We start from the raw sequence: 22,770 nt of genomic DNA on the forward strand, positions 1-22,770 counted from the left end.
AGTATTTGCAAACCATAACCGGAGTGAGCCCATGTTACGCCTTGCCGCCCTTGCCAGCCTGTTGATGGCCAGCCCCGTTCTTGCCCAGGAGGAATCGGGCGGTGCCCCGAATTTCGTGGCCGGCGGTATTGCTGCGCTGCCGGAGTCTCCCGGTGCCGACAGCTATCGCTTCATTCCGTTTGCGGCCGGACGGGCGACGCTCGGCGGTGTGGTCTACCAGATCGAGGGGCCGGGCGTTTCCGCCAGCTTCTACAATGAAGGCAATGTCGAGGCCGGAGCGTATTTCCGTGTCTATGGCGGCCGTGACGAGGACACGGGTGATGTGGTTGTGGATCTGCTGCCGGAAGTTGATGGCGGCGTTGTGGCGGGCGGGTTTGTCCGCGTCCAGGTTGCAAACGGGGTGCTCAATCAATATGACCGGGTCTATATCAGCGGCCGCGCCGGCGGCGATGTGACCGGTGAGTTCGGCGGCGCGTTCTGGTCGGCCTCAGCCGCCTATGCCACGCCCTTGTCACGAACCACGCTGTTCATCGCCAATCTCTCGGTCTCCGGCTCACCGGACGATTATGCTGACCATTTGTTTTCAGTCGATGCGGCCGGCGCAACGGCCAGTGGTCTGCCTGTCTATGCCGCCGGCAGCGGGATACAGGATATCGGCCTCACCCTTTTCCTTGATCAACAGGTGACGGACAGCTGGTCTGTCACCGGCATTTTCGGCGCCAGCCGCCTGCAGGGCGATTATGCCGACAGCCCGATCGTCACCCTGCGGGGCGACGACATGCAATACTTTGCCGGTCTCGGCCTCGGACGGCGCTTCTAGGCCGCAGCATGAAGAGCAACGCCGCGCCTTGTCCGGCGCGGCAGTTTTCGCTCGAATTCGGTGTATTGGCTTGCCGGGCCCTGCTGCGCTGAAGCTTCGCAGGGCACCTCTTCGCCTGTGCCGCCTTCGGGCGGGCGAAGCTATCCGAAGCCGGAGGCGAAGGGTGGTGGAGCTAGTCGGAATCGAACCGACGACCTCTTGCATGCCATGCAAGCGCTCTCCCAACTGAGCTATAGCCCCGAAAACTGTTTGCACCCATGGGACGGTGCGAGGCGCGGAAACTAGTCAAAGCCCCCGCGCCAATCAAGCGGCTTTAGCGCCTAGATATCATCCTCGTCTTCTTCATCGATTTCGAAGTCGTCCTCGTCTTCTTCATCGTCGAGAAGCACGTCATCATCATCATCGTCATCCAGGTCGAGATCGGCGTCAGCGTCGATGTCGATGGCATCCTCGTCATCATCATCGTCGTCGTCATCATCGTCCTCGGCATCCGTCAGCGGAACCACGGTATCGTCGTCGAGTTCGGGGATGTCATCCTCTTCCTCTTCGTCGTCCTCGTCGGTCTCGTCCTCGGCCTTGTCGTCCTTTTCATTGGACTTTTCAGGCACAGGCGCTTTGGTCACGGGCGGCAGAACGGCCTCCGGCGTGAATTCGTGGTCGCATTTCGGGCAATGGGCAGGGTCCTTGTTCAGATCGTAGAATTTCGATCCGCATTCCGGACAAATCTGCTTCTCGCCGAGATCGGGTTTGGCCATGACGATCCCCATTGACAGATGTTTTCGGCGCGCGTCGTTGCCACGATAGCCGCCTCCTGTCAAAAGCCTATGTCTGCTGACCCGTAAAAAGTTCATTACACCCATGACCCCCATCTCCCGGCCTGCTCCCCGAGCCGCCAGATCACAGCCGCTCAAGCCCTTGCGGGGACAGCTGATTACGCCCGGCGACAAGTCGGTTTCGCACCGCGCGCTCATTCTCGGCGCGCTCGCAAACGGCACGACACGGATTTCCGGATTGCTGGAATCCGATGACGTTCTGGCGACCGCAGAAGCGGTGAGTCGGCTGGGCGCATCTGTCGTCCAAACCGGTCCGGGAAACTGGACCGTGACCGGCCGGGGCGGCCGCTTCAGGAGTCCGGACACGCCGCTCGATTTCGGCAATTCGGGAACCGGGGTGCGGCTGATGATGGGAGCCGTGGCCGGTGCCGGGGCGAGCGCACACTTTATCGGCGATTCCAGCTTGTCATCACGCCCGATGGGAAGAGTGACAGAACCCCTGATGCAGATGGGCGCGGATATAACGGCTAACGGTGGACGCCTGCCTGTGCAGCTCAACGCTTCCATCCTGAATGCCATTGATTATCGCCCGCCGGTCGCCTCCGCCCAGGTCAAGTCCGCCATTCTGCTCGCCGCCCTTGGCGCGTCCGGTGAAACCATTGTGCGCGAAGATCACGCCACCCGGGATCACACAGAGACCATGCTGAAACTGTTCGGTGCCGGACTCACGGTGGAGCCTGAAGGCGGTGCCCGGATCATCCGGCTCGGCGGCCCGCAAGGCCTCACAGCCTGCGATGTCGACGTGCCCGGTGATCCGTCGTCCGCTGCCTTTGCCACAATCGCCGCGCTGATCATCCCGGGATCAGACCTGACGCTCTCCCGTGTCATGACCAATCCGGCCCGCACCGGCCTTTATGAAGCGCTTGGCCGCATGGGCGCGGACCTGTCTTTCACGCCCGCGGGGCAGGCGTCCGGAGAGCACATCGCCGATCTGCGTGTGCGCGCCAGCCAATTGTCCGCCATTGATCTCGAGGCGGATATCGCCCCGTCCATGATCGACGAATACCCGGTCCTGGCGGTGGCTTGCGCCTTTGCAAAAGGCACGTCCCGCCTGCGCGGTCTGGCCGAATTGCGGGCCAAGGAGAGCGACCGCCTGGCCGCCACCTGTGCGATGTTGACGGCCAATGGTGCCACAGCACGGATTGACGGCGATGATCTGGTAATTACCGGTGGTGTGGTCCCCGGGGGCGGTGAGGTGATCACGCGCGGGGATCACCGCATGGCCATGTCGGCTCTCGTTCTGGGCATGGCCGCCCGCGGCGGCGCTGCGGTCGATGACATCACGATGATTGCCACCAGCTATCCGGCATTCATGGACGACATGTCGGCGCTGGGCGCCAGACTAGAGGTGGGACAATGATCATTGCGGTAGATGGCACTCTGGCATCCGGCAAGGGCACGGTCGCCCGGGGTCTGGCCCGGACATTCGGCCTCGCCCATCTCGACACCGGCGCGCTCTACCGTGCTGTTGCCGTCGAACTTCTGAAGGCCGGGGCCGACCCCGGCGATACCGAAGCCGCCGCAGACGCCGCAAAAACGCTCGACCCGCAACGCATTGATCAGGCCGCGATCCGCACGGCTGAAGCCGGTGCGGCCGCATCAGTGGTGGCGGCCCAGCCCGCCGTGCGCGCCGCCCTGTTTGATTTGCAGCGCCGCTTTGCCGAACAGCCGGGCGGTGCCGTGCTGGATGGGCGGGATATCGGCACGGTCGTATGTCCCGACGCGGATGTGAAATTCTATATCGATGCCGAACCCCGTGTCCGGGCCGAGCGCCGGTGGCGCGAACTGGTGGCCAGTGGTGACACGGTTCAGCTCGAGGATATCGCGCGTCAGCTGGCCGAACGGGACCAGCGCGACTCCTCGCGCGAAACCGCCCCGCTGATGCGGGCAGAGGATGCTGTCTTGCTGGATACGACTCATTTGAGTATAGACGCCACGCTCGCTGAGGCCGTCCGCATTATCCAGAACAAGACGGGCGCCGCACCGCGCATCTAGCCGGACCTTTTTGAGGAACAGGCCCGCCGCATGAGGGACTCTCCTCCCTTTGGCACCTGACCCCTTGAAAAGGCCCATTGTTTAACCTCCCGCCAACCGGCGGCACAACGCGTATGAAATTGGCCCATTGCGGCAAGACCGCCGGAGACAACCGGCTGGCCGGAATATCGTTTCATACCGGAGTTCACGTCCAATCATGTCCGATACCCAAACCCAAACCCCGTCCCGCGATGATTTCGCGAGCATGCTTGAAGCAAGCTTTGCGGGTCAGGACCTCGCTGAAGGTTCTGTAATCAAGGGCCGCGTCACCGCGGTCGAAAACGATTTCGTCACCGTCGATATCGGTCTCAAGACCGAAGGCCGCATCCCGCTCCGTGAATTCACGGGTCCGGGCTCGAAAGCGCCTGTGGTCGGCGATGATGTCGAGGTTTATCTGGAGCGCATTGAAAACGCGCTCGGCGATGCCGTCATTTCGCGCGACAAGGCCCGCCGCGAAGAAAGCTGGGACCGCCTCGAGAAAGCCTTCGAGAAGAAAGAACCGACGAATGGCGCCATTGTCGGCCGCGTGAAGGGCGGCTTTACCGTCGATCTCGGCGGCGCATCCGCCTTCCTGCCAGGCTCGCAGGTTGATATCCGCCCCGTCCGCGATGTCGGCCCGTTGATGAATATCGAACAGCCTTTCGCCATCCTGAAAATGGATCGCCCGCGCGGCAATATTGTGGTCTCGCGCCGCGCTGTGCTCGAAGAATCCCGTGCCGAACAGCGTGCGGAACTCGTCGGTCAGCTGGCCGAGGGTGAAGCCCGCGAAGGCATCGTCAAGAACATCACCGATTACGGCGCATTCGTCGATCTCGGCGGCATTGACGGCCTGTTGCACGTCACCGACATGAGCTGGAGCCGCGTGGGTCACCCGTCCGAAGTGGTCGAGGTCGGCCAGACGGTCAACGTCCAGATCATCCGCATCAACCCGGAAACCCAGCGCATCTCGCTGGGCATGAAGCAGCTGATGTCCGACCCGTGGGAAGGCATTGCCGCGAAATATCCGGTTGGCGCGACCTTCAAGGGCCGTGTCACCAATATTGCCGAATACGGTGCCTTCGTGGAGCTGGAATCCGGTGTCGAAGGTCTGGTGCACGTCTCCGAAATGTCGTGGACGAAGAAGAACATCCATCCCGGAAAGATCGTGTCTACCTCGGAAGAAGTGGATGTCATGGTGCTCGACGTCGATTCCGACAAGCGCCGCATCTCGCTCGGCATCAAGCAGACCCAGCGCAATCCCTGGGATGTGCTGGCCGAGAAGCACCCGATCGGTTCCACCGTGGAAGGTGAAGTCAAGAACATCACCGAATTCGGCCTCTTCGTCGGAATCGATGACGAGATTGACGGCATGGTCCACCTTTCCGACATCGACTGGAACAAGTCCGGCGATGAAGCGGTCAAGGATTACAGCAAGGGTGACATTGTTCACGCCAAGGTGCTGGACATCGATATCGAGAAGGAGCGCGTCTCCCTCGGCATCAAGCAACTGGCCAGCGATCCGATGGACGAGGGCGGCTATCGCCGCAACGAGACCATCACCGTGACCGTCAGCGAGATCACCTCCGGTGGTATCGAGGTCACCTTCGGTGAAGGCAATAATATGAAGTCCTTCATCCGCAAGTCCGACCTGTCGCGCGATCGTGACGAGCAGCGCCCCGAGCGTTTTGCCGTCGGCGACAAGATCGATGCCCGCGTCACCAATATCGACAAGGGCTCGCGCCGCGTCTCTCTCTCCATCAAGGCGCTGGAAATCGCCGAGGAGAAGGAAGCCGTTCAGCAATACGGTTCGTCGGACTCCGGCGCGTCGCTGGGGGATATCCTCGGTGCCGCTCTGAAGGACGCTGCTCCGGCCAAGGAAGACGCCAAGCCGGCGGCCAAGAAAGCCGCGGCCAAGGAAAAAACCTCCGATGAGGCGGGCGACGACTTCGACGCCATGACCAAGGCCCAGCTGGTGGAATATGCTGAAGCCAATGGCATCGAGATCGTGAAATCGGCGAAAGTCGCCGAGGTCCGCGAGGCTGTGAAAGCGGCAGCCGGAAAGTAATCCGGTTCGGCAGACAATGGAAAATCTGGCCGGGCGCACTGCGTCCGGCCTTTTTCTTGATATATTTCATTGACTCACCGGCCCCGGCTGGCGCAACGTAAAACCCTGACGCGCGCAGGGAGATATTCATGATCAAGTCGGAACTCATTGCCAAGCTCGCCGAAGAGAATCCGAACCTGTTCCAGAGGGATGTCGAACGCGTCGTCAATGCCATCTTTGACGAGATCGGCGACGCCCTGGCCCGGGGCGACCGGGTGGAATTGCGCGGTTTCGGAGCGTTTTCGGTCCGCCACCGCAAATCCCGCGAAGGCCGCAATCCGCGAACCGGGGAATCGGTCTCGGTGAAGGACAAATACGTGCCCTTCTTCAAGACCGGCAAGGAATTGCGCGAGCGGGTCGACGCCTCCGCAAAATAGGCCGTGTTTCCGCTAGATGCGTTCGAGGCCATACTACCTCACTTGGATCGTGAATCCATTCTGAAAATCTATGAAGCGGCACCCGGCGGAGAAATTCGCTCCGGGAAATTTGCGAATCCTGCCTCGTCGGCAGCTCTTGCGGCAAATGTTTTCGGATGGTTTCTGGATCGACCCGAAGAATTAATGATCACGACCGGATCAAACAGCGTTTTCCAGAATGTTCAGAACGTGTCTCTCGAAGCCGAAGTTCGCTTTCCGTGGCGCGGAGGGCGTCACCCCAGTCTCGATGCTTTGATCAGGACCCGTGATAGGGTGATCGGCGTTGAGGCTAAGCGCTACGAGCCCTTCCGGTCCAAGTCAGCGCCCGTTTTCTCTGACGCGTTCGAACGCGATGTGTGGAAGGGACTCGAAGCCTACAATGCGCTTCGAAGGACAATGAAAGCGGGCGATATTGCTTTTCGCCATCTCGACGCGGCTCAATTGATCAAGCATGCGCTCGGACTGGCCGCTGAAGCCGACCGTTCGGGACTCGAGCCCGTTCTCATTTATCTCTATGCTGCACCTGAACTTTGGCCAGATGGCCGTGCCGTGCCGCCGAGCCAGAAAATCGCCCATCTTTCAGAAATAAACACATTCAATGCAGCAGTGGCGGGTGACCGGGTGACCTTTCTGTCTATGTCTTATCGGGAGTTACTTTCAAGCTGGCGTCAGCTTGGCGGCCATAGCGCTGTCCATGCAGACGCTATTTCCAGCGCTTTCGATCTCTGACGGGGGCAAGGCATGACGGACATCAAATTCTGCGGCTTGCGGACGCGCGAAGACGTGTTCACGGCGCAGCGCCTCGGCGTGCGCTGGGCGGGCTTTGTACATTTTGCGCCCTCACCGCGCCATATCGATCCGGCAGCGGCCGCGGACGCTTTCCGGCCCGCAATGAATAAGCTGGAAGCGGTCTCGGTCACTGTGGAGGCCGGCAATGCCCTGCTGGACGAAATCATGGACGTCTTCGCGCCGGACTGGATCCAGCTTCACGGCCAGGAAACACCGGCGCGCGCCGCGGAAATCCGCGAACGCACGGGCCGGAAGATCATCAAGGCGCTGCCCGTCGCCACGGCCGCCGATCTGGACGCCGCGTCCGCCTATGACGGCATCGCCGACATGATCCTTTTTGATGCCAAACCACCCAAAGGCGCCACGCGTCCGGGTGGCTGGGGCGCGGCCTATGATTATGCACTGCTGAAATCGCTGAACATCACCACGCCCTGGCTCTTGTCCGGCGGGCTCGATGCCGCCAATGTCCGCGCCGCTGTCGAGGCGTCCGGCGCAAGCGCGGTCGATGTCTCCTCAGGGATCGAGGCGGCCCCGGGCGAAAAGTCGGCGCAAAAGATGGCGGCCTTCGCAAAGGCGTTGAGGGACTAGTTTGCATGCCGATATTGCACCGTTTTCCTCCGATTCAATCGGAGGACCCCGAGATCATCCGGTCAAGCCGGATGAAGCCGCAGGTAATTGCTCATGACCGCTAAACCCAACGCCTTTTCGCAATATCCGGACGCTCAGGGCCGTTTCGGAGAGTTCGGCGGGCGCTATGTCGCCGAAACCCTGATGCCGAACATCCTCGCGTTGGAAAAGGCCTATGAGGATGCAAAGGCCGATCCGGCCTTTACCGCCGAGTTCGAGGATTTCCTCAAGCATTATGTCGGCCGCCCCAGCCCGCTCTATTTCGCCGAACGCCTGACCGATCATTTCGGCGGCGCGCAGATCTGGCTCAAGCGCGACGAGCTCAATCATACCGGCGCACACAAGATCAATAACTGCCTCGGCCAGGTCCTGCTGGCCAAACGTATGGGCAAGACCCGTATCATCGCTGAGACCGGCGCCGGTCAGCACGGCGTTGCCACCGCCACCATCGCCGCCCGCTTCGGCCTGCCCTGCGAGGTTTTCATGGGCGCCACCGATGTGGAACGACAGGCCCCGAATGTCTTCCGCATGAAGCTGCTGGGCGCCAAGGTGCATGCGGTCAAATCAGGGCGCGGCACGTTGAAGGATGCGATGAACGAGGCGCTGCGCGACTGGGTCACCTATCCGGACGAGACCTTCTATGTCATCGGCACGGTGGCCGGCCCGCACCCCTATCCGATGATGGTCCGCGATTTCCAGTCCGTGATCGGCCGCGAGGCCCGCGAACAGATGCTGGAACGCATTGGAAGATTGCCCGACGCAGCAGTGGCTTGCATTGGCGGCGGGTCCAATGCGATGGGCCTGTTCCATCCTTTCCTCGAAGATGAAAACGTCCGCCTGATCGGTGTCGAGGCCGCCGGCAAGGGTCTGGACACGCCTGACCATGCCGCCTCCCTGAATGGAGGCGAGCCGGGCATACTGCACGGCAACCGGACCTATCTTTTGCAGGACGAAGGCGGCCAGATCGTCGAGGGGCATTCCATCTCGGCGGGCCTCGATTATCCCGGCATCGGCCCGGAGCATGCCTTCCTGCATGATGTGAAGCGTGCCGAATATGTCTCGGCCACCGATGACGAAGCGCTGGAGATGTTCCAGCTCTGCTCCAAGCTGGAAGGCATCATTCCGGCGCTCGAACCCGCCCATGCGCTCGCCCGCGTCCGCGATCTCGCGGTCGAGCTCGATCCGGATGGGGTGATCCTGATGAATATGTGCGGCCGCGGCGACAAGGATGTGCCCCAGGTCGCCCGAATGTTGGGGGTGGAGGTATGAACCGCCTCGCCACGACCTTTGCCCGTCTGAAAGCCGATAACCGCGCCGGTTTCGTCACCTACATCATGGCCGGGGATGGCGAGACGGCGGAGCTGCTCGACCGGCTGCCCGCCGCAGGGGCCGATGTGATCGAGCTGGGCATGCCCTTTACCGATCCGATGGCAGATGGCCCGTCCATTCAGGGTGCCGCCCTGCGTGCACTCGACAACGGCATGACGCTGAAAGGCACGCTCGCCCTCGCCAGGGCCTTCCGCGAGAACCATCCGGACACACCTCTGGTTCTGATGGGATATGCCAATCCGGTCCACCATATGGGCTATGGCGCTTTCGCAAGGGCGGCGGCTGACGCTGGTGTCGACGGACTCATCTGCGTGGATCTGCCGCCGGAAGAAGATACGGAGCTGCGCGAGGCACTGGCGGCAGAAAACATCTCCATCATCCGGCTGGCGACCCCGACGACAAATAATGACCGCCTGAAAACCGTGGCAGAGGGCTCGTCCGGCTTTGTCTATTATGTCTCCACCACCGGTGTGACCGGCATGGGCAAGGGCGCGGCTACTGATGTTGCCGATGCCGTAAAACGCGTTCAGACCGCCACCGGTCTGCCCGTCGCCGTCGGCTTTGGCGTCCGAACACCGGAAGAAGCGGCTGAAATTGCCTCTGGCGGAGCCGATGCCGTTGTGGTGGGTAGCGCCATTGTGAGCGCAAACCATGACGGCGGCACGAAAACTGCGTTAGAACTTGTCAGGTCTATCTCGGCAGCCGTGCGCGCTGCGTCGTAAACAGGATTGTCATGAGCTGGCTGGAACGACTGACCCCGCCCGGTGTCTCGAAAATGTTTTCCAAGCGGGACACGCCGGAAAATCTCTGGGTGAAATGCCCGGTCTCCGGCGAGATGGTCTTCCACAAGGATCTGGAAGCCGGCATGTTCGTGACCCCGGCCGGCCATCACATGCGGATCGGTCCGGATCACCGCTTCAAATTCACCTTTGACGGAGAATGGACGACTCTGGCCATGCCGGAGGTGCCCAAGGATCCTCTGAAGTTCAAGGACGACAAGCCCTATACCTCACGTCTGTCAGCCGCCCGCAAGAAAACCGGCCGCGAGGATGTCATGTCCATCGGCCAGGGGGCGATTGGCGGCGTGCCATCAACGGTTCTGGTACAGGATTTTGCCTTCATGGGCGGGTCGCTGGGCATGGCCGCGGGCGAAGCCTTCATCACGGCCGCCAATGCAGCGGTCAAGGACCGCACACCCCTGATCGCCTTTACCGCCGCTGGCGGGGCGCGCATGCAGGAGGGCTGTCTCTCCCTGATGCAGATGCCGCGCACCACGCTGGCGGTGCAGGACCTCAACGAGGCGGGTCTGCCCTATATCGTCGTCCTCACCGACCCGACCACGGGCGGAGTAACGGCCTCCTATGCCATGCTGGGCGATATCCACATCTCCGAACCCGGCGCCATGATCGGCTTTGCCGGCCGCCGCGTGATCGAACAGACCATCCGCGAAAAACTGCCCGAACGCTTCCAGACCTCCGAATACGTGCTGGAAAAGGGTATGATTGACCGTGTCGTTCACCGTCATGAAATGCGCGAGACCCTGGGCCGCATGCTGCGCACGCTGATGAAGCGCGGCGGCGCGAACGTCCCGGCGCTCAAACGCCCCGCTCAGTCCGCCGACCATGCCGGCGGCTGACACGCTTCAGCCGGTGCTGGACCGGCTGGCTTCTCTTCACCCGAAGAAGATCGACTTGTCGCTGGACCGGCTCGAAACCCTGCTGGAAAAGCTCGATAATCCGCATCTGCGTTTGCCGCCGGTCATCCATGTCGCCGGCACCAACGGCAAGGGCTCGGTTTGCGCCTATCTGACGGCCATTGCCGAAGCATCAGGCGAGCGCGTCCACGTCTACACCTCGCCGCACCTGGTCCGCTTCAACGAGCGGATCGTGCTCGCCGGAACGCCGGTGGAGGATGCCCGCCTGATGGAGGCCTTTGCGCGCTGTGAAGCGGCCAATGACGGCGCGCCCATCACTTTCTTCGAGATCACGACGGCCGCCGCTTATCTGCTCTTTTCCGAAACCCCTGCCGACCGCCTGATCCTTGAAGTCGGCCTTGGCGGACGCTTTGATGCCACAAATGTCATCGGCAAGCCGCAGGTCAGCGTCATCACCCCCGTCAGTCTCGACCATGCAGAGTTCCTGGGCCCGGACATTGCCGGGATTGCCGGTGAGAAGGCGGGCATCCTCAAGAAGGGCGTCCCCGCCATCATCGGTCCGCAGCGCGATGAGGCCGAAGACCGCATCGGGGCCATTGGCCACGCCATTGGCGCACCCTTGCGTCTCTGGGGCGTGGATTATCGTGCCTGGTCCGAACATGACCGGTTGGTTTATGAGGAAGAAAACCTGCTCTGGGATTTGCCACGCCCGGCCCTTGCCGGCGAACACCAGATCATCAATGCCGGGATCGCCGTCGCGGCCGCTCGCGCCGCCGGATATGACGAACCCGCCGTTCGCAGCGGCCTGGAACACGCTGTCTGGCCTGCCCGCCTGCAACGCCTTAGCTCCGGCCCGGTCGTCGATGCCGCCGGCGGCGCTGAAGTCTGGCTCGATGGCGGACATAATGAAGCGGCCGGGCAGGCGCTGGCCCGCGCCCTGGCTGATCTGGAAGCCCGCGCCCCGCGGCCGCTTATCCTGATCTGCGCCTTCTCGCCCAACAAGGATGCCGCCGGCTATCTGGCGCACTTCGCCGGCCTTGCCCGCCGTGTGCAGGCGATCAGCTTTTCCGGTGGACGTGGCGGCTCGCAAAGCCCGGCAGATATCGTGACCGCCGCCCGCAGTACCGGTCTGGTAGCCGAAGCCAATACCGATCTCTTCTCCGCCATTGCCGACGCGATCCGCGACGACCCCGCCCCGCGCATCCTGATCTGCGGCTCGCTCTATCTGGCAGGCGAGGTTCTGGGCCTCAATTCCGGCGTGACACCGCATACTACCTCGGGTTAGAATGACGCCTGATGGCGCATTCCGGTCAACTCCCGCCAGACGCATCTTGCATCCCGAATGCCCTGCCGCCCGAGTCGGAACAGAAATTGATCCGCTGGATTGACCGCCAACCTTGGATTACTGACCTCAAGCGCCGGGTCCAGCATTATGGCTGGCGCTATGATTATCGCGCCCGGCATGTCGATCTGGCGGATGACCTTGGTCCGATACCCAATGCCTTGCGGTCAATATTGCAACTGCCAGATATCGTAAAGGTTTTTGATCGCTCACCCGACCAGATCATCATCAATGAATACAGGCCCAGGCAGGGCATTTCGGCGCATGTCGATTGCGAACCCTGTTTCGGACCGGTGATTGCTTCGCTAAGCCTTGGCGGCGCTACCGACATGGTATTTCGCCATCGTTCAAGCGATGAGCGGCGCAGGGTCAGGCTTGAACCCCGCGGCCTGCTCATCCTGGCCGGAGAGGCGCGCTATGACTGGACGCATGAAATCCCGGCACGAAAGAGCGACATGGTGAATGGCGTCCGCATTGCGCGAGACCGGCGCCTTTCCCTGACCTTCCGGACCGTCAATCTATAAATCCCGAAACAGCGCCGCCACATCCTGCGCGTCATGAACCACGCGGAGGATTGTCACGTTCTCGTGCGAGTGCGTGTAATAGATGGCATATTTCCGGCAGAATGTGACACGAATGCCGGGTGCCAGCGCGCTCCGGTCAGCCCCGCTTTCTGGATAATCCAGTAGGGGAAAGAAACGGGCCTCGATCTCGTCAATAAAGCGGTCGGCCAGTGCGTCTGAATCTGCGGCAATATAGACCCAGATCGCCGCGAGATCGTCGCGCGCCGTATCGGTAATCTTTAACCGGCGCGCCGCGATTGCGCCCTCCCGGCGGCCTTGATGTCGGCGGCGTCAAAATCTTGCACCCGCCCCTGAGTGTCGTCTTCGAGCCCGGCTTGCACAACGCCCTGAAGCGCCTTGAAGGTCTGGGCGCGTTCCTGCCGTTTGTGCCGCCAGTCGCGCAAGGCGTCTCGGATGACCTCGCTCGATGAAGCATAATCGCCTTCACCAATGGCCCCGCGGACCAGCGCGGCCAGCTCCGGTGTCAGTGTGATTGTCAGACGCTCAAGATCGCTCATCATCATACTTTATGATACTAGATATAAAACGCCACCCGGAATCAAAAAGGGCCCGCCAAATTGGCGAGCCCCTTGTCACGGTTATGGAAAGCAGGATCAGGCCGCAGCGGCGACCAGCGTTTCCTTGATCCATTCCTCGATCTTGGTCTTGGCCATCGCGCCGATCTTGGTCGAGGCCACTTCACCATTCCGGAAAATCATCAGGGTCGGGATGCCCCTTACGCCATATTTGCCCGGCGTCATCGGGTTGTCGTCGATATTGACCTTGGCAATCGTGATGTCGCTCGACATGTCTGCCGCGAGCTCTTCCAGCGCAGGGCCGATCTGCTTGCACGGACCGCACCACTCTGCCCAGAAGTCCACCAGGACGGGCTTGTCGGCTTTCAGAACGTCGTTTTCAAACGAGTCATCGCTGACCGCTATGGTCGACATCGCAACTCTCCTCTTGACTGGCGAATCCCGAAGAGCGGGATCCGTTCCGCCGTGACCTAGGAATTGCCGCTTGCCGCGTCAAGCTTTCACACCTGAGACGAGCGCTTTTTCCAGTGCAGAATCCTCCAGCTCCATCAGTCTTGGACCATCGGTCCAGAGCAGCAGGCATCGCACCGCCTTGTCCGGGTGGATCGCCTGCAGAAGCGCCTGGTAGGCCGCCATCTGTGCCAGGTAGAGGCGCGGCACATCCTTTGCTTCGGCCGGCGGTGGCCGGTTTGTTTTATAGTCCACAATCAGGATTTCGTGATCGGTCACGACCAGCCGGTCGACCTGCCCGTTCAGGATAATGCCGTCCGGAAGCCCGGGGGCGGAGCCGGTCAGAGACACTTCGGCGAGACTGTCCGGCCCAAAGAGGGGCGCAAATTCGGGATGGCTCAACACCGCCAGAGTCTCGGCGGCAATCTGATCACGCTGACCCTCATCCAGATCGGACTGCGCCGCCAGATAGGCCCGTGCCGACTCCTCGCGCCGCCCGGCATCCAGATCGGGCAGGGTTTCCAGCAATTTGTGGATCAGAGATCCGCGCCGGAAGCGCCGGCCCCCGTCATCCGCCAGCGGCGAAAGCACGGGGCTCTCAAGACCGTCGGCAAGATGGGACGGTGCCACCATCCGCGCCTTGCGGCTTTCCTCCGGTGCAGGCCGCAACGCCCAGTCGGGCAGGGAAAGGGAGATTGAGGATGTCACTGATTTGCCAAGCTTGTCCGGCACTGTTCCCGACCGTTTGCCGGTCAGGGCATTCCCCTCCTCGTCTGTGACAGGGCTGTCGAAACCGGTCCAGCCTTCACCATCCCATAAAGTTTCCAGCCGCTCATACCAGCTTCGGGGATCAACCCGCCCGGGCGCCGCATAACGCTTCCAGCCACAGACCAGCAGCCGGTCACTCGCCCGCGTCAGCGCGACATAGAGCAGGCGGGCACTTTCCCCGTCCGCACTCGCCGTGTCCGCCTCACGCAGGCGCTCGATAATCTCGGGTCGGACCGACCCGCCCGGCCCCCAGACAATCCCGTATTCAGGGGTGAAATAGAGGCTCCGGTCCGCTCGCGATTGCGGCTTCTGCGTGGTATCCGGCAGGATCACGATGGGCGCTTCAAGGCCTTTCGCGCCGTGGACCGTCATCACCCTCACCTCACCGCGTCCCTTGTCCATTTCGCGCTTGATCTGGCCTTCTCCGGCTTTCAGCTCGGCGATGAAACCCCGCAGGGAGGCCGTGTTCTGCTGCTCGAACGCGATGGCGCGGGCGAGGAACTCTTCCACCGGATCCCGCGCCTCCTCGCCCAGCCGCGCAAACAGGCGTTTCTGGCGCGTCTCGCCGGTGGCCGAATGCTCATTCAGGAAATCGGCGAAGAAGCCATAGACACCCGCTGTCTCGATCCGGCTGCGCGCCCGCATCAGTGCGTCGCGCGCTTCGGTCATTAGAGGATCATCACTGCCGCGCAATGCCTGCCAGAGCGAACCCTTTCGGCCATGCGCCAGTCTGAACAGCACGTCTTCATCAATGGGCGGTGGCGCGCCGGCCGGGTCGAAGAAAGGCGTCTTCAGGAACTCGGCCAGTTTGAGATCATCCAGCGGATTTAGCGCAATCTCGGCCAGGTTGATCAGGTCCTGAACCGCCAGCTCCTCGGTCAGCACCATGCGGTCAGCCCCGGCGACCGGCACGGCCAGTTGTTTCAGACGCCGGATCAGTTCGCGGAAAAACCCGCCGCGCCGAGCAACGAGCACCAGGATATCTTTCGGCTCGGCGGCCCGCATTCCGCCCGCATCATTGTCATGGACCGCATCGCCATCATCGAGAATCCGGCGGATTTCTGCGGCTACGAGACCGGCCAGCCTGTGACTGGGGCTGGCCTGGCTTTCCCGGTCAACGGGTTCTGCCGGATCCGGGTGATCGGCTTTTTTCTCCCGTGGCAGTGCGGGCCATAGTTCAACCAGTCCCGGCCGGTCATGAAATGCTGCCCGATGCGGCTGATAGCGCTCGAAAGCCTCCTGTGAGGGCATATAGGCGGCGCGGGGGATATCTGCGGAATCACGCTCTGGCGGCAGGAATTTCGTTTCCGGTGCTGCTGTCAGGGCCTTCCTCTCCCCCAGCAGGCGCTCGGGCTCGAACGCCTGATCCACGGCTGACAGAATGACCGGTGAAGAGCGGAAGGAGACGGACAGGGACGGGGTCTCGAATTTCTGCCGGGCCGCATCGGCTTCGCGGCGGACGCGCTCCCCCCAGGCCAGAAACTGCCGCGGCTCCGCGCCCTGGAAGGAATAGATGGATTGTTTCTCGTCGCCGACGGTGAAGACCGTCTTCGGCGCGGCATGCGCGATCCCGGTACCGGAAAAATACTCCTCCACCAGCGCGCCGATCACCAGCCATTGCTCGGGGGCATTGTCCTGCGCCTCATCGACGAGCACATGATCAATACCCGCATCCAGCTTGTAGCGCACCCAGTCGCGCGCCTCGGAATCTTCCAGCAATTTCACGGCAAATGCGATGAGATCCGCATAATCCAGCCGCCGCCGTATGCGCAAACCGGCTTCATAACGGCGTATATATTCGGCGCTGATACGGGTGGCCGCCTCCGAGGCCTCGGCGGTCTCGGCAGCGGCGATCCGCAAGCGAAGGTTCGACAGCCTTGTCGCTTCCGAAGTCAGCAATGTGTCGATCTCGGGGTGGGCGTCCCGGACCGGCTTGGTCGCAAAGCTTTTCCGCAAGTCGCCTTTCTGGGTGAAATAAACCGGCAGTATCAGTTCCAGAGCACGGGTAGGATTCTGTGCGTCCAGCGCTGCCAGAATGGCCGTAGCTGCGGCGCTGTCGGTTTTTCCGCCGGTCGCCAGCGTTGCGGCCGCTGACCGAAGCGCTTCCTGCGGTGTTTCCATCCAGCCGCTTTCGGTCAGCCCGGCGGCAGTATCCGTGTCGGCCAGTCCCAGCTCTACCCGCAAGCTTGCCCGCAACCCGTCTTCGCCCTGCTCCAGCAGCAGGCGGGAAAAATCAAGGCGTTTTCCGGCAGCAAGACGGACGATCAGATCAAAACTGTCCGAGCCCCGCACCAGAAGCGTTTCCAGCGCCGCGTGTAGCTGCACATCGGTCTGAGCCGCCAGAAACAGGCCGCGCCGGGCTTCGGCCGCAATGGCCCGGTTATCAGCATCATCGGCGATATCAAAACCGGGCGGCAGGCCGGCCTCCAGCGGAAAGCGCTGCAGCAGGGACTGACAGAAAGCGTGAATCGTCTGGACGGCGAGCCCGCCGGGTGTTTCCAGGGCGCGGGCAAAGAGTTTGCGCGCCTCCGCGAGGTCGCCGGCTGAATACTCCCGGTTGGCGTCATTATAGAGCCTGTTCAGCTTCTCCCGTAATGTCTCGTCATCGGCGATGGACCAGTCACCGAGTGTGTCGAACAGGCGGGATTTCATCTCCCCGGCCGCCGCTTTTGTGTAGGTCAGGCAGAGAATCCTGTCCGGTGCAGACCCGGTCAGCAGCAGCCGCGCCACGCGGTTGACCAATACCCGCGTCTTGCCCGATCCGGCATTGGCTTCGACATGGATGTGATGATCCGGCTGCGCCGCAAGCGTCTGCTGCCCTGTTGCGTGTTCGATCGCGGACGTCATGACACGCCCCCGTCATTCTCCTCGGCGGAGGACCATTCCGCGCGGCGGCTCAGCCGGTCATAATCGTCCCATTCATTCTCGAATTGCGGAAAGATCTGGGCGGGATAGGGTGTGCGCTCCTTGCTGAAGCGCTCGACCAGCCGGCGCAGGATGTTTTCATAGAGATAGACCAGCTCGTCGGTTGATTTCGGTTCCCGTCCGGCATCATTGATCCGGATTTCGCCGCCGGCCTCCTTCCCGCCCGACAGCTTCACATAGATCAGATCGCCCGGCTCGGACGGGTCAATTCCGGCAAAGGCACCGTCCCGCACCATGGCGGCTTCCAGCGGCGTCTGGGGTTCAAACCCCGCGGCCGTCGCTGTCGCAGAAGGGGTGCCTCCGGTCTTGTAATCCAGAATATCGATCAGGTTGAGGTCGGACCGCTGATCCAGCCGGTCGGCTTTTCCCCGCAGGGTGAAACCGGTCCCGGCCACGGCCCACTCGCCGCGGCATTCCAGCGCGACCGGACGGATACCGGCGGCACGCCGGCGCGTCTCCCAGTCTATGAACCAGCGGGCCAGCCGTTCAAAGCGGATCATGTCCGGCACCAGCCCGGCCTCGTCCATCCCCGACGCAATGGCGGTGTCACGCCCGAGCTTCAACAGGTCATGCAGGGCGCTCTCAGGCAGTGGCCCCGGACCGGCGGCGCTCAGGAATAGCTCGAAAGCCTTGTGAATGGCGGTGCCCCGTTCGGCGGCCTGCGCGTCCTGATCAAGATCATCCAGCGGGATCAGCCCCAGTATCCGCCGGGCATAGATGCTGTAGGGATCGCGGATCCAGTTTCGGATTTCCGTGACCGAGAGGGAGTTTGGCCTTGCCGCTGCCGGCGGACAGGGGCGGGGTTCCGTGACGGGCTCCGGGGCGGGCGTATAATCCAGCGCATTCGCCAGCGTCAGATAATCAGTGTCCGGCGACAGCGCTTTTGCCGCGTCCGCGCCCAGCGCGCCTCTGGCCAGAGTTTTCAGCCGCCACAGCCAGCGGGAAGCGACTGCCGGCGCGCCGTCCTGTTTTTCCGAACGGGTAAGAAGGGCTTCAGGCGCACAGGCGAGCTGTGCGAAATCATGTGCGGCGAGGCCGAGGCGCTTTTCACGCGGTGGCAGTCCGGCCTCCGCACGCATGCCGCGTGACATCCAGGGATCAATGCCCAGCCCTGCGGGCCAGACGCCCTCATTCAGTCCCGCCAGAATCACACGGTCGGCCGAAAGGAGCCGGGCCTCGATGGGACCCAGCAGGCGCAGGCGCGGATGCACCTCGCCGCGTGGCCGCACCGGCCGGGACCGGGCCAGCGTATCGAAGAGCTCGGCATAATCGCGAAGTGACAGTTCCGGCAACATGTCGGATTCACCGATCAGTTCGCGGATCAGCATCGCTGCCGCTTCACCATCCTCATTGATCCAAAGGCGGTCCGCCCCCGGGCGCGCATCATCGGCTGCCAGTGCCTCCGCGATCTCCGCCTGCAGGCGCGCCCATTCAGCTACAGGCTTTGCCGCGCCAGACAGGCGTGACAAATGCCCGGTCAGGCCGGTCATCAGATCTTTGTCCCCGGCGGTGTCCAGACGGTCGCAGACCGCCGCAAAAGAGCGTCCGGGCCGCGCCCCTCGCAGGGCAATATCGATGGCGTCAAATCGTCGCCGGGCGGCGCTGCGGGACAATCCGGTCGCAAAGAACGGAGACGCCCACAACGCGGCGAGCGTCTGTGTTGCGCCCGGATCAGCGGCGGCATCCAGTATCAGGCGCAGGAAACTGCCCGCCGGTGTTTGCGACAGCGGCCGACCGGCCGAATCGTCAAGCTCCACGCCATATCCGCGCATGGCAGCGAGCACCCGGTCGGCAATGCCCCGGTCCGGCGTTACCACCATGGCTGTCTTGCCCAGTGTCTCCAGCGTTTCCCGTACCGCCAGGGCGATGGCGCGCGCTTCGGCTTCCGCCGTCGGCGCTTCCAGGATGGACAGGCCGGAAAAGCCGGTTTCAAGAAATCCCTTGCCCCGTCCCTCCAGCGCCGAGATTCGTTTCAGCCAGTCACTGGTCTCTTCAGCAGGCCGCAGCGCCTCTGCCAGAATGCGCTGCCGCGCGGCCCCCTGTGTGCTGGCAGCATGCCCCGGCCAGACCGCGACCTGGTCGCGCGTGAGCTCAATTTTCTCGAGGAAGGCCTGCATCGCCTGTTGCGGATGCTGGTCATCATCTTTCAGCGCCGCCCAGGCCTTGTCATCCATGTCGCGGTCAAGGCCCGGCAACACGACCGCGCCTTTCGGCATATGGGCAATGGCCGCCATCAGATCCGCCGCTGCCGGAATCGAACCGGTCGAGCCCGCGGCAATCACCGGTCCCGGCGGCGGAGCTTCCCGCCAGCGGTCAGCGAGGGCGGAAAGCAGCGCCGACCGTCTCTGGGCCGGATCGCTCATGCCCAGCTCGGCCAGCCGCAAGGGCCAGGCCGTCATGACGATGGAAATGAAGTCGGCGGATTCCCTGAGATGTTCCGGAAGCAGTGCCCTGATGGTCTCACCAAGTGCGGAAACATCACCGGTTTCCTCGGTCCAGATATCATCGATCAACTGGCTCAGCGGCCCGGCCAGCGCAATCGCCCCGGCCGTAGCCATGGATCCGCCCTGCGCTTCATCCTTGGCCAGGATCAGCCGCGCCAGCTCGAAGGTTCGCCGCACCGGATTGATGGCGGGCGGTGCGATGGTAGCGAGCTCGCCCGGTTCGAAGGGTGGATCGTCCGCATCGACATCACCGATCGGACGGATCAGCGGCAGCAGCGTTGCCTGGGCCCCGCCGTCCAGCCCGGCAAATGCCGCGGCCAGCGCCCGGCCGGCACGCCGCGTCGGCGTCAGGATCGTCACGCGGGCCAGCGATTCCGGTGTCGCTCCGAATTCCGCCTTCAGCGTTTCCGCCAGCAGTTTCAGGAAATCCGTCTGTGGCGGCGTGGTGAAGACGCGGGGCGTGGCGGGCGCGAAAATCCGGCTCATGCGAAACGCGCCTCGGCGGCGTCACGCGCCTCCGGATCCCCTACATGCATCCAGAAAGCGTCCATCACACAGCCATGAACCCGGCCCCGGGACAGCAGGTCATCCCAGATGCGATTGAGCGAAAACGCGTCTTCCGGATAGGCCTCCAGCACGGCCGGATTGAGGATTTGCGTGCCGGCAAAAACGAAGGGCGCTGATTTGTCATCCCCCCGGCGGCGGACCCGGCCATCCGTTTCCAGAAAGAAGTCACCCGCCCCGCCATAGCCCAGCGTCAGCTCACGGCGCGCCAGCAGGAGAAGCGCATCCATCTGGCCGCCATCCCAGCCCGCCTTCAGCCGGTCAAGTTCGGAAATGTCCCCATCCTTCCAGATGGCGTCGATATTGGAGACGAAGACCGGCTTGCTGCCCAGCATGGCGCGGGCCTTGACCAGCCCGCCACCGGTTTCGAGCACCTGATCGCTTTCATCGGAAATCCGGATGTCCGGCGCGCCGCTCCGCACGGCCAGATGATCGCGCATCAGATCCGCGAAATGGTGGATATTGACGACCGCCCGCCTGACGCCGGCGGCGGCAAAGCGGTCCAGCACATGGTCCAGCAGGGCTTTGTTCCTGACCTCCACCAGCGCTTTCGGGCGGGTCAGGGTCAGCGGGCGCATCCGCGTCCCCAGTCCTGCCGCAAGGGCCATTCCAGTGTCGATCTCGATCATCCGCCCGCCAGTTCTTCCAGTTCAGGCGCCAGATCATGGATCAGGGCCCGCACGTGCGAAAGGGCGGGATGGGAGATATCTGTGAGGAAGTGCCGCGCCACGCGGGGTAGAAGGCCGAGATATTTCGGCTTGCCGTCGCGGATCGCCAGCCGCACGAAAATGCCGAGGATTTTGGCATTGCGCTGGGCGCCCAGCACGGCATAGGCGGCATCGAACGCGGCGGCATCGGAGAGATGTGCGGCTTTCAGGAAATGCGCTTTCATCGCCCGGGCGAGTTCCGGCGCGACATCGCGGCGCGCATCTTCCAGCAATGACACCAGATCATAGGCGGGGTGCGCAAACAGCGCGTCCTGGTAATCGATCAGACCGGCGCGGGCCGGCCCTTCACGGTCCGGCAGCCAGAGCAGGTTTTCGGCATGATAATCGCGCAGCGCCAGTCCGGTGGCGTCGGTCTCCAGCGCCGGAAAAACGCCATTCCAGGCCGCGCGCCAGCTGTCCCGGTCAGCGGAGGATATATCGCGCCCCAGATGGCGGGTCACAAACCAGTCGAGGAAGAGTTCGGTCTCGGCCAGCAGCGCCGGACCGTCATAATCAAGGATATGCCATGTCCCGCCATGATGGCGCAGCTCGGATGGAAAGCTCGACCGGTAGATGGCCGCCAGCGCTTCGACGCCATGCCGGTAGAGGTCGGCCTCATCCGCGCCCGCGGGAATGGCCCGCGCAAAAAGATCATCGCCCAGATCTTCCAGCAGCAGGAGCCCGCCCGGCAGGTCCGCGGCCAGCAGGCGCGGCGCGGAAAAACCACGTGCCGTCAACTCCTCGCTGAGGCCCGCAAAGGCTGCCAGATTGGGCCCCGCCAGCCGTGCCAGCGCATTATAGCCCAGCGCGGCACGCTGCCCGGGTGTCGCCTCCGGCGGGCAGGCGGGCGCTTCGGCCTGCGCCGGGGCATTCATCAGAACCGCGGTGTCGGCACCGCGGAACAGCCGCCGGTAGCTGCGCGTCGAGGCATCGCCCGGAAAGGCCTGCTGGCGTGCTTCGCCCCAGCCGGCATCCTTCAGGAATGTGGCAATTTCGATCTCGCGGTCAGACATTGGCCAGCCGGCCTCCCCAGTCTCCAACCGGATGAATTTGTGCGATTCTCCGCGTTCCGTCCTGTGTCAGATGTAGATCAAGGCGGCGCGGTGGCAGATAGCGCCCCAGCCGGTCCGGCCACTCGATCAGGCAGATGGCACCGTCAAACGCCTCGTCCAGCCCCAGCTCCTCCAGCTCCTCTTCCGCCTCGATGCGGTAGAGATCGGCATGCAGCAACCAGACACCGCTTTCCGTTTCATAGGACTGGGCCAGCGTATAGGTCGGGCTGGGGGCATCGGTGACACCACAGAGCGCGGCGATCATGCCCCGCGCCAGCGTCGTCTTGCCCATGCCGAGATCGCCATGCAGCAGCACGGTATCGCCGGCCTGCAATACAGCCCCCAGCCGCGCACCGAAGGCTTCGGTCGCGGCGGTGTCCGGCAGGGAGAAGGTCAGGGGATGCGCGGTCATGCATCCGGATTAGTGAAGCGCGGCGCGCCCGGCAAGCACCCTCAACTTGACTTTCGGCGCGCGAGCCGCCAATTCGCCACCGGCTTGCGGAGACAGATCATGGCGAAAATCACCTATATCGAGCACGACGGCACGAAACACGAGATCGAGGTTGCCGATGGCCTGACGGTCATGGAAGGCGCGATCCGCAATATGGTGCCGGGCATTGACGCCGATTGCGGGGGCGCTTGCGCCTGCGCCACCTGCCACGTCTATGTCGACGAGGCCTGGACCGACAAGACCGGAGAAAAATCCGGCGTCGAGGAATCCATGCTCGATTTTGCCACTGATGTGCAGCCCAATTCACGCCTGTCCTGCCAGATCCGGGTTTCGGCCGAACTCGATGGTCTCATCGTCCGCATGCCGGAATATCAGGGCTAGCC

The 22,770-nt window shown here is 62.9% G+C and carries 22 protein-coding genes and 1 tRNA gene; 13 read left to right on the top strand and 10 right to left on the bottom strand.

Annotated features, from left to right (window positions below; translation table 11 throughout):
- The first annotated feature begins 31 nt into the window (after positions 1-31).
- A complete protein-coding gene (locus DBR16_RS00095; RefSeq protein ID WP_109259217.1) occupies positions 32-820 on the top strand; it encodes a MipA/OmpV family protein in 789 nt (262 codons plus the stop codon).
- 164 nt (positions 821-984) lie between these two features.
- Here DBR16_RS00095 and DBR16_RS00100 read toward each other — a convergent pair.
- Together DBR16_RS00100 and DBR16_RS00105 are read right to left on the bottom strand one after the other, a co-directional pair.
- Positions 985-1,060 (bottom strand) — tRNA-Ala (locus DBR16_RS00100).
- A gap of 80 nt (positions 1,061-1,140) precedes the next feature.
- Entirely contained in the window at positions 1,141-1,575 is a 435-nt protein-coding gene (locus tag DBR16_RS00105; protein ID WP_109259981.1) for an FYDLN acid domain-containing protein, read from the bottom strand.
- A 103-nt stretch (positions 1,576-1,678) separates the two neighbouring features.
- Here DBR16_RS00105 and aroA point away from each other — a divergent pair, with 103 nt between their 5' ends.
- From aroA to DBR16_RS00160, 11 genes are all read left to right on the top strand, one after another.
- Positions 1,679-3,013 (top strand): 3-phosphoshikimate 1-carboxyvinyltransferase, encoded by a 1,335-nt coding sequence (aroA, locus tag DBR16_RS00110; protein WP_109259218.1) that lies wholly within the window; start codon positions 1,679-1,681, stop codon positions 3,011-3,013.
- The gene (gene cmk, locus DBR16_RS00115; RefSeq protein ID WP_109259219.1) at positions 3,010-3,648 is read left to right on the top strand and encodes a (d)CMP kinase; all 639 of its coding nucleotides are present in this window, start codon (positions 3,010-3,012) and stop codon (positions 3,646-3,648) included. Before aroA ends, cmk begins: the two co-directional genes overlap by 4 nt.
- 196 nt (positions 3,649-3,844) lie before the next feature.
- The gene (gene rpsA, locus DBR16_RS00120) at positions 3,845-5,731 is read left to right on the top strand and encodes a 30S ribosomal protein S1 (protein WP_109259220.1); all 1,887 of its coding nucleotides are present in this window, start codon (positions 3,845-3,847) and stop codon (positions 5,729-5,731) included.
- Between the two features lie 128 nt (positions 5,732-5,859).
- On the top strand, positions 5,860-6,147 hold the full coding sequence (gene ihfB / locus DBR16_RS00125; RefSeq protein ID WP_109259221.1) for an integration host factor subunit beta: 288 nt from the start codon (positions 5,860-5,862) through the stop codon (positions 6,145-6,147).
- A 42-nt stretch (positions 6,148-6,189) separates the two neighbouring features.
- Complete coding sequence (locus tag DBR16_RS00130) at positions 6,190-6,915, top strand: PGN_0703 family putative restriction endonuclease (RefSeq protein ID WP_109259222.1); 726 nt, start codon at positions 6,190-6,192, stop codon at positions 6,913-6,915.
- A gap of 12 nt (positions 6,916-6,927) precedes the next feature.
- A complete protein-coding gene (locus DBR16_RS00135; protein WP_109259223.1) occupies positions 6,928-7,563 on the top strand; it encodes a phosphoribosylanthranilate isomerase in 636 nt (211 codons plus the stop codon).
- A 93-nt stretch (positions 7,564-7,656) separates the two neighbouring features.
- Positions 7,657-8,871 carry a tryptophan synthase subunit beta gene (trpB, locus tag DBR16_RS00140; RefSeq protein ID WP_109259224.1) on the top strand — a complete coding sequence of 405 codons (1,215 nt, stop codon included), beginning with the start codon at positions 7,657-7,659 and terminating at the stop codon, positions 8,869-8,871.
- Entirely contained in the window at positions 8,868-9,653 is a 786-nt protein-coding gene (trpA, locus tag DBR16_RS00145) for a tryptophan synthase subunit alpha (RefSeq protein WP_109259225.1), read from the top strand. The genes trpB and trpA overlap by 4 nt, the downstream gene beginning before the upstream one ends.
- A gap of 11 nt (positions 9,654-9,664) precedes the next feature.
- Entirely contained in the window at positions 9,665-10,567 is a 903-nt protein-coding gene (gene accD, locus DBR16_RS00150) for an acetyl-CoA carboxylase, carboxyltransferase subunit beta (protein WP_109259226.1), read from the top strand.
- A complete protein-coding gene (locus DBR16_RS00155; protein ID WP_109259227.1) occupies positions 10,554-11,870 on the top strand; it encodes a bifunctional folylpolyglutamate synthase/dihydrofolate synthase in 1,317 nt (438 codons plus the stop codon). Before accD ends, DBR16_RS00155 begins: the two co-directional genes overlap by 14 nt.
- 86 nt (positions 11,871-11,956) lie before the next feature.
- Positions 11,957-12,451: an alpha-ketoglutarate-dependent dioxygenase AlkB gene (locus DBR16_RS00160; RefSeq protein WP_233347460.1), complete on the top strand. Its 495-nt coding sequence runs from the start codon at positions 11,957-11,959 to the stop codon at positions 12,449-12,451.
- Here the strand turns inward: DBR16_RS00160 and DBR16_RS14190 are convergent.
- The 8 genes from DBR16_RS14190 to tsaE all read right to left on the bottom strand — a co-directional run bounded on the left by DBR16_RS14190 (position 12,446) and on the right by tsaE (position 22,348).
- Positions 12,446-12,748: a type II toxin-antitoxin system RelE/ParE family toxin gene (locus DBR16_RS14190; RefSeq protein ID WP_407657703.1), complete on the bottom strand. Its 303-nt coding sequence runs from the start codon at positions 12,746-12,748 to the stop codon at positions 12,446-12,448. The genes DBR16_RS00160 and DBR16_RS14190 overlap by 6 nt on opposite strands.
- A complete protein-coding gene (locus tag DBR16_RS00170) occupies positions 12,730-13,008 on the bottom strand; it encodes a type II toxin-antitoxin system ParD family antitoxin (protein WP_109259983.1) in 279 nt (92 codons plus the stop codon). Before DBR16_RS00170 ends, DBR16_RS14190 begins: the two co-directional genes overlap by 19 nt.
- Positions 13,009-13,104: 96 nt before the next feature.
- Positions 13,105-13,440 (bottom strand): thioredoxin TrxA, encoded by a 336-nt coding sequence (trxA, locus tag DBR16_RS00175; RefSeq protein ID WP_109259229.1) that lies wholly within the window; start codon positions 13,438-13,440, stop codon positions 13,105-13,107.
- A 78-nt stretch (positions 13,441-13,518) separates the two neighbouring features.
- Positions 13,519-17,091: a UvrD-helicase domain-containing protein gene (locus DBR16_RS00180; RefSeq protein WP_109259230.1), complete on the bottom strand. Its 3,573-nt coding sequence runs from the start codon at positions 17,089-17,091 to the stop codon at positions 13,519-13,521.
- Complete coding sequence (locus tag DBR16_RS00185; protein WP_109259231.1) at positions 17,088-20,099, bottom strand: PD-(D/E)XK nuclease family protein; 3,012 nt, start codon at positions 20,097-20,099, stop codon at positions 17,088-17,090. The genes DBR16_RS00180 and DBR16_RS00185 overlap by 4 nt, the downstream gene beginning before the upstream one ends.
- Positions 20,096-20,806: a nucleotidyltransferase family protein gene (locus DBR16_RS00190; RefSeq protein WP_233347462.1), complete on the bottom strand. Its 711-nt coding sequence runs from the start codon at positions 20,804-20,806 to the stop codon at positions 20,096-20,098. The genes DBR16_RS00185 and DBR16_RS00190 overlap by 4 nt, the downstream gene beginning before the upstream one ends.
- Complete coding sequence (locus DBR16_RS00195) at positions 20,803-21,897, bottom strand: aminoglycoside phosphotransferase family protein (protein WP_109259232.1); 1,095 nt, start codon at positions 21,895-21,897, stop codon at positions 20,803-20,805. Before DBR16_RS00195 ends, DBR16_RS00190 begins: the two co-directional genes overlap by 4 nt.
- Complete coding sequence (tsaE, locus tag DBR16_RS00200; protein ID WP_109259233.1) at positions 21,890-22,348, bottom strand: tRNA (adenosine(37)-N6)-threonylcarbamoyltransferase complex ATPase subunit type 1 TsaE; 459 nt, start codon at positions 22,346-22,348, stop codon at positions 21,890-21,892. Before tsaE ends, DBR16_RS00195 begins: the two co-directional genes overlap by 8 nt.
- Positions 22,349-22,447: 99 nt before the next feature.
- Between tsaE and DBR16_RS00205 the strand changes: the two genes are divergently transcribed.
- Positions 22,448-22,768 (top strand): 2Fe-2S iron-sulfur cluster-binding protein, encoded by a 321-nt coding sequence (locus DBR16_RS00205; protein ID WP_109259234.1) that lies wholly within the window; start codon positions 22,448-22,450, stop codon positions 22,766-22,768.
- Positions 22,769-22,770: the final 2 nt, after the last annotated feature.

Origin of the sequence: Hyphobacterium indicum, from assembly GCF_003129605.1 — a bacterium.
Classification (GTDB): domain Bacteria; phylum Pseudomonadota; class Alphaproteobacteria; order Caulobacterales; family Maricaulaceae; genus Hyphobacterium; species Hyphobacterium indicum.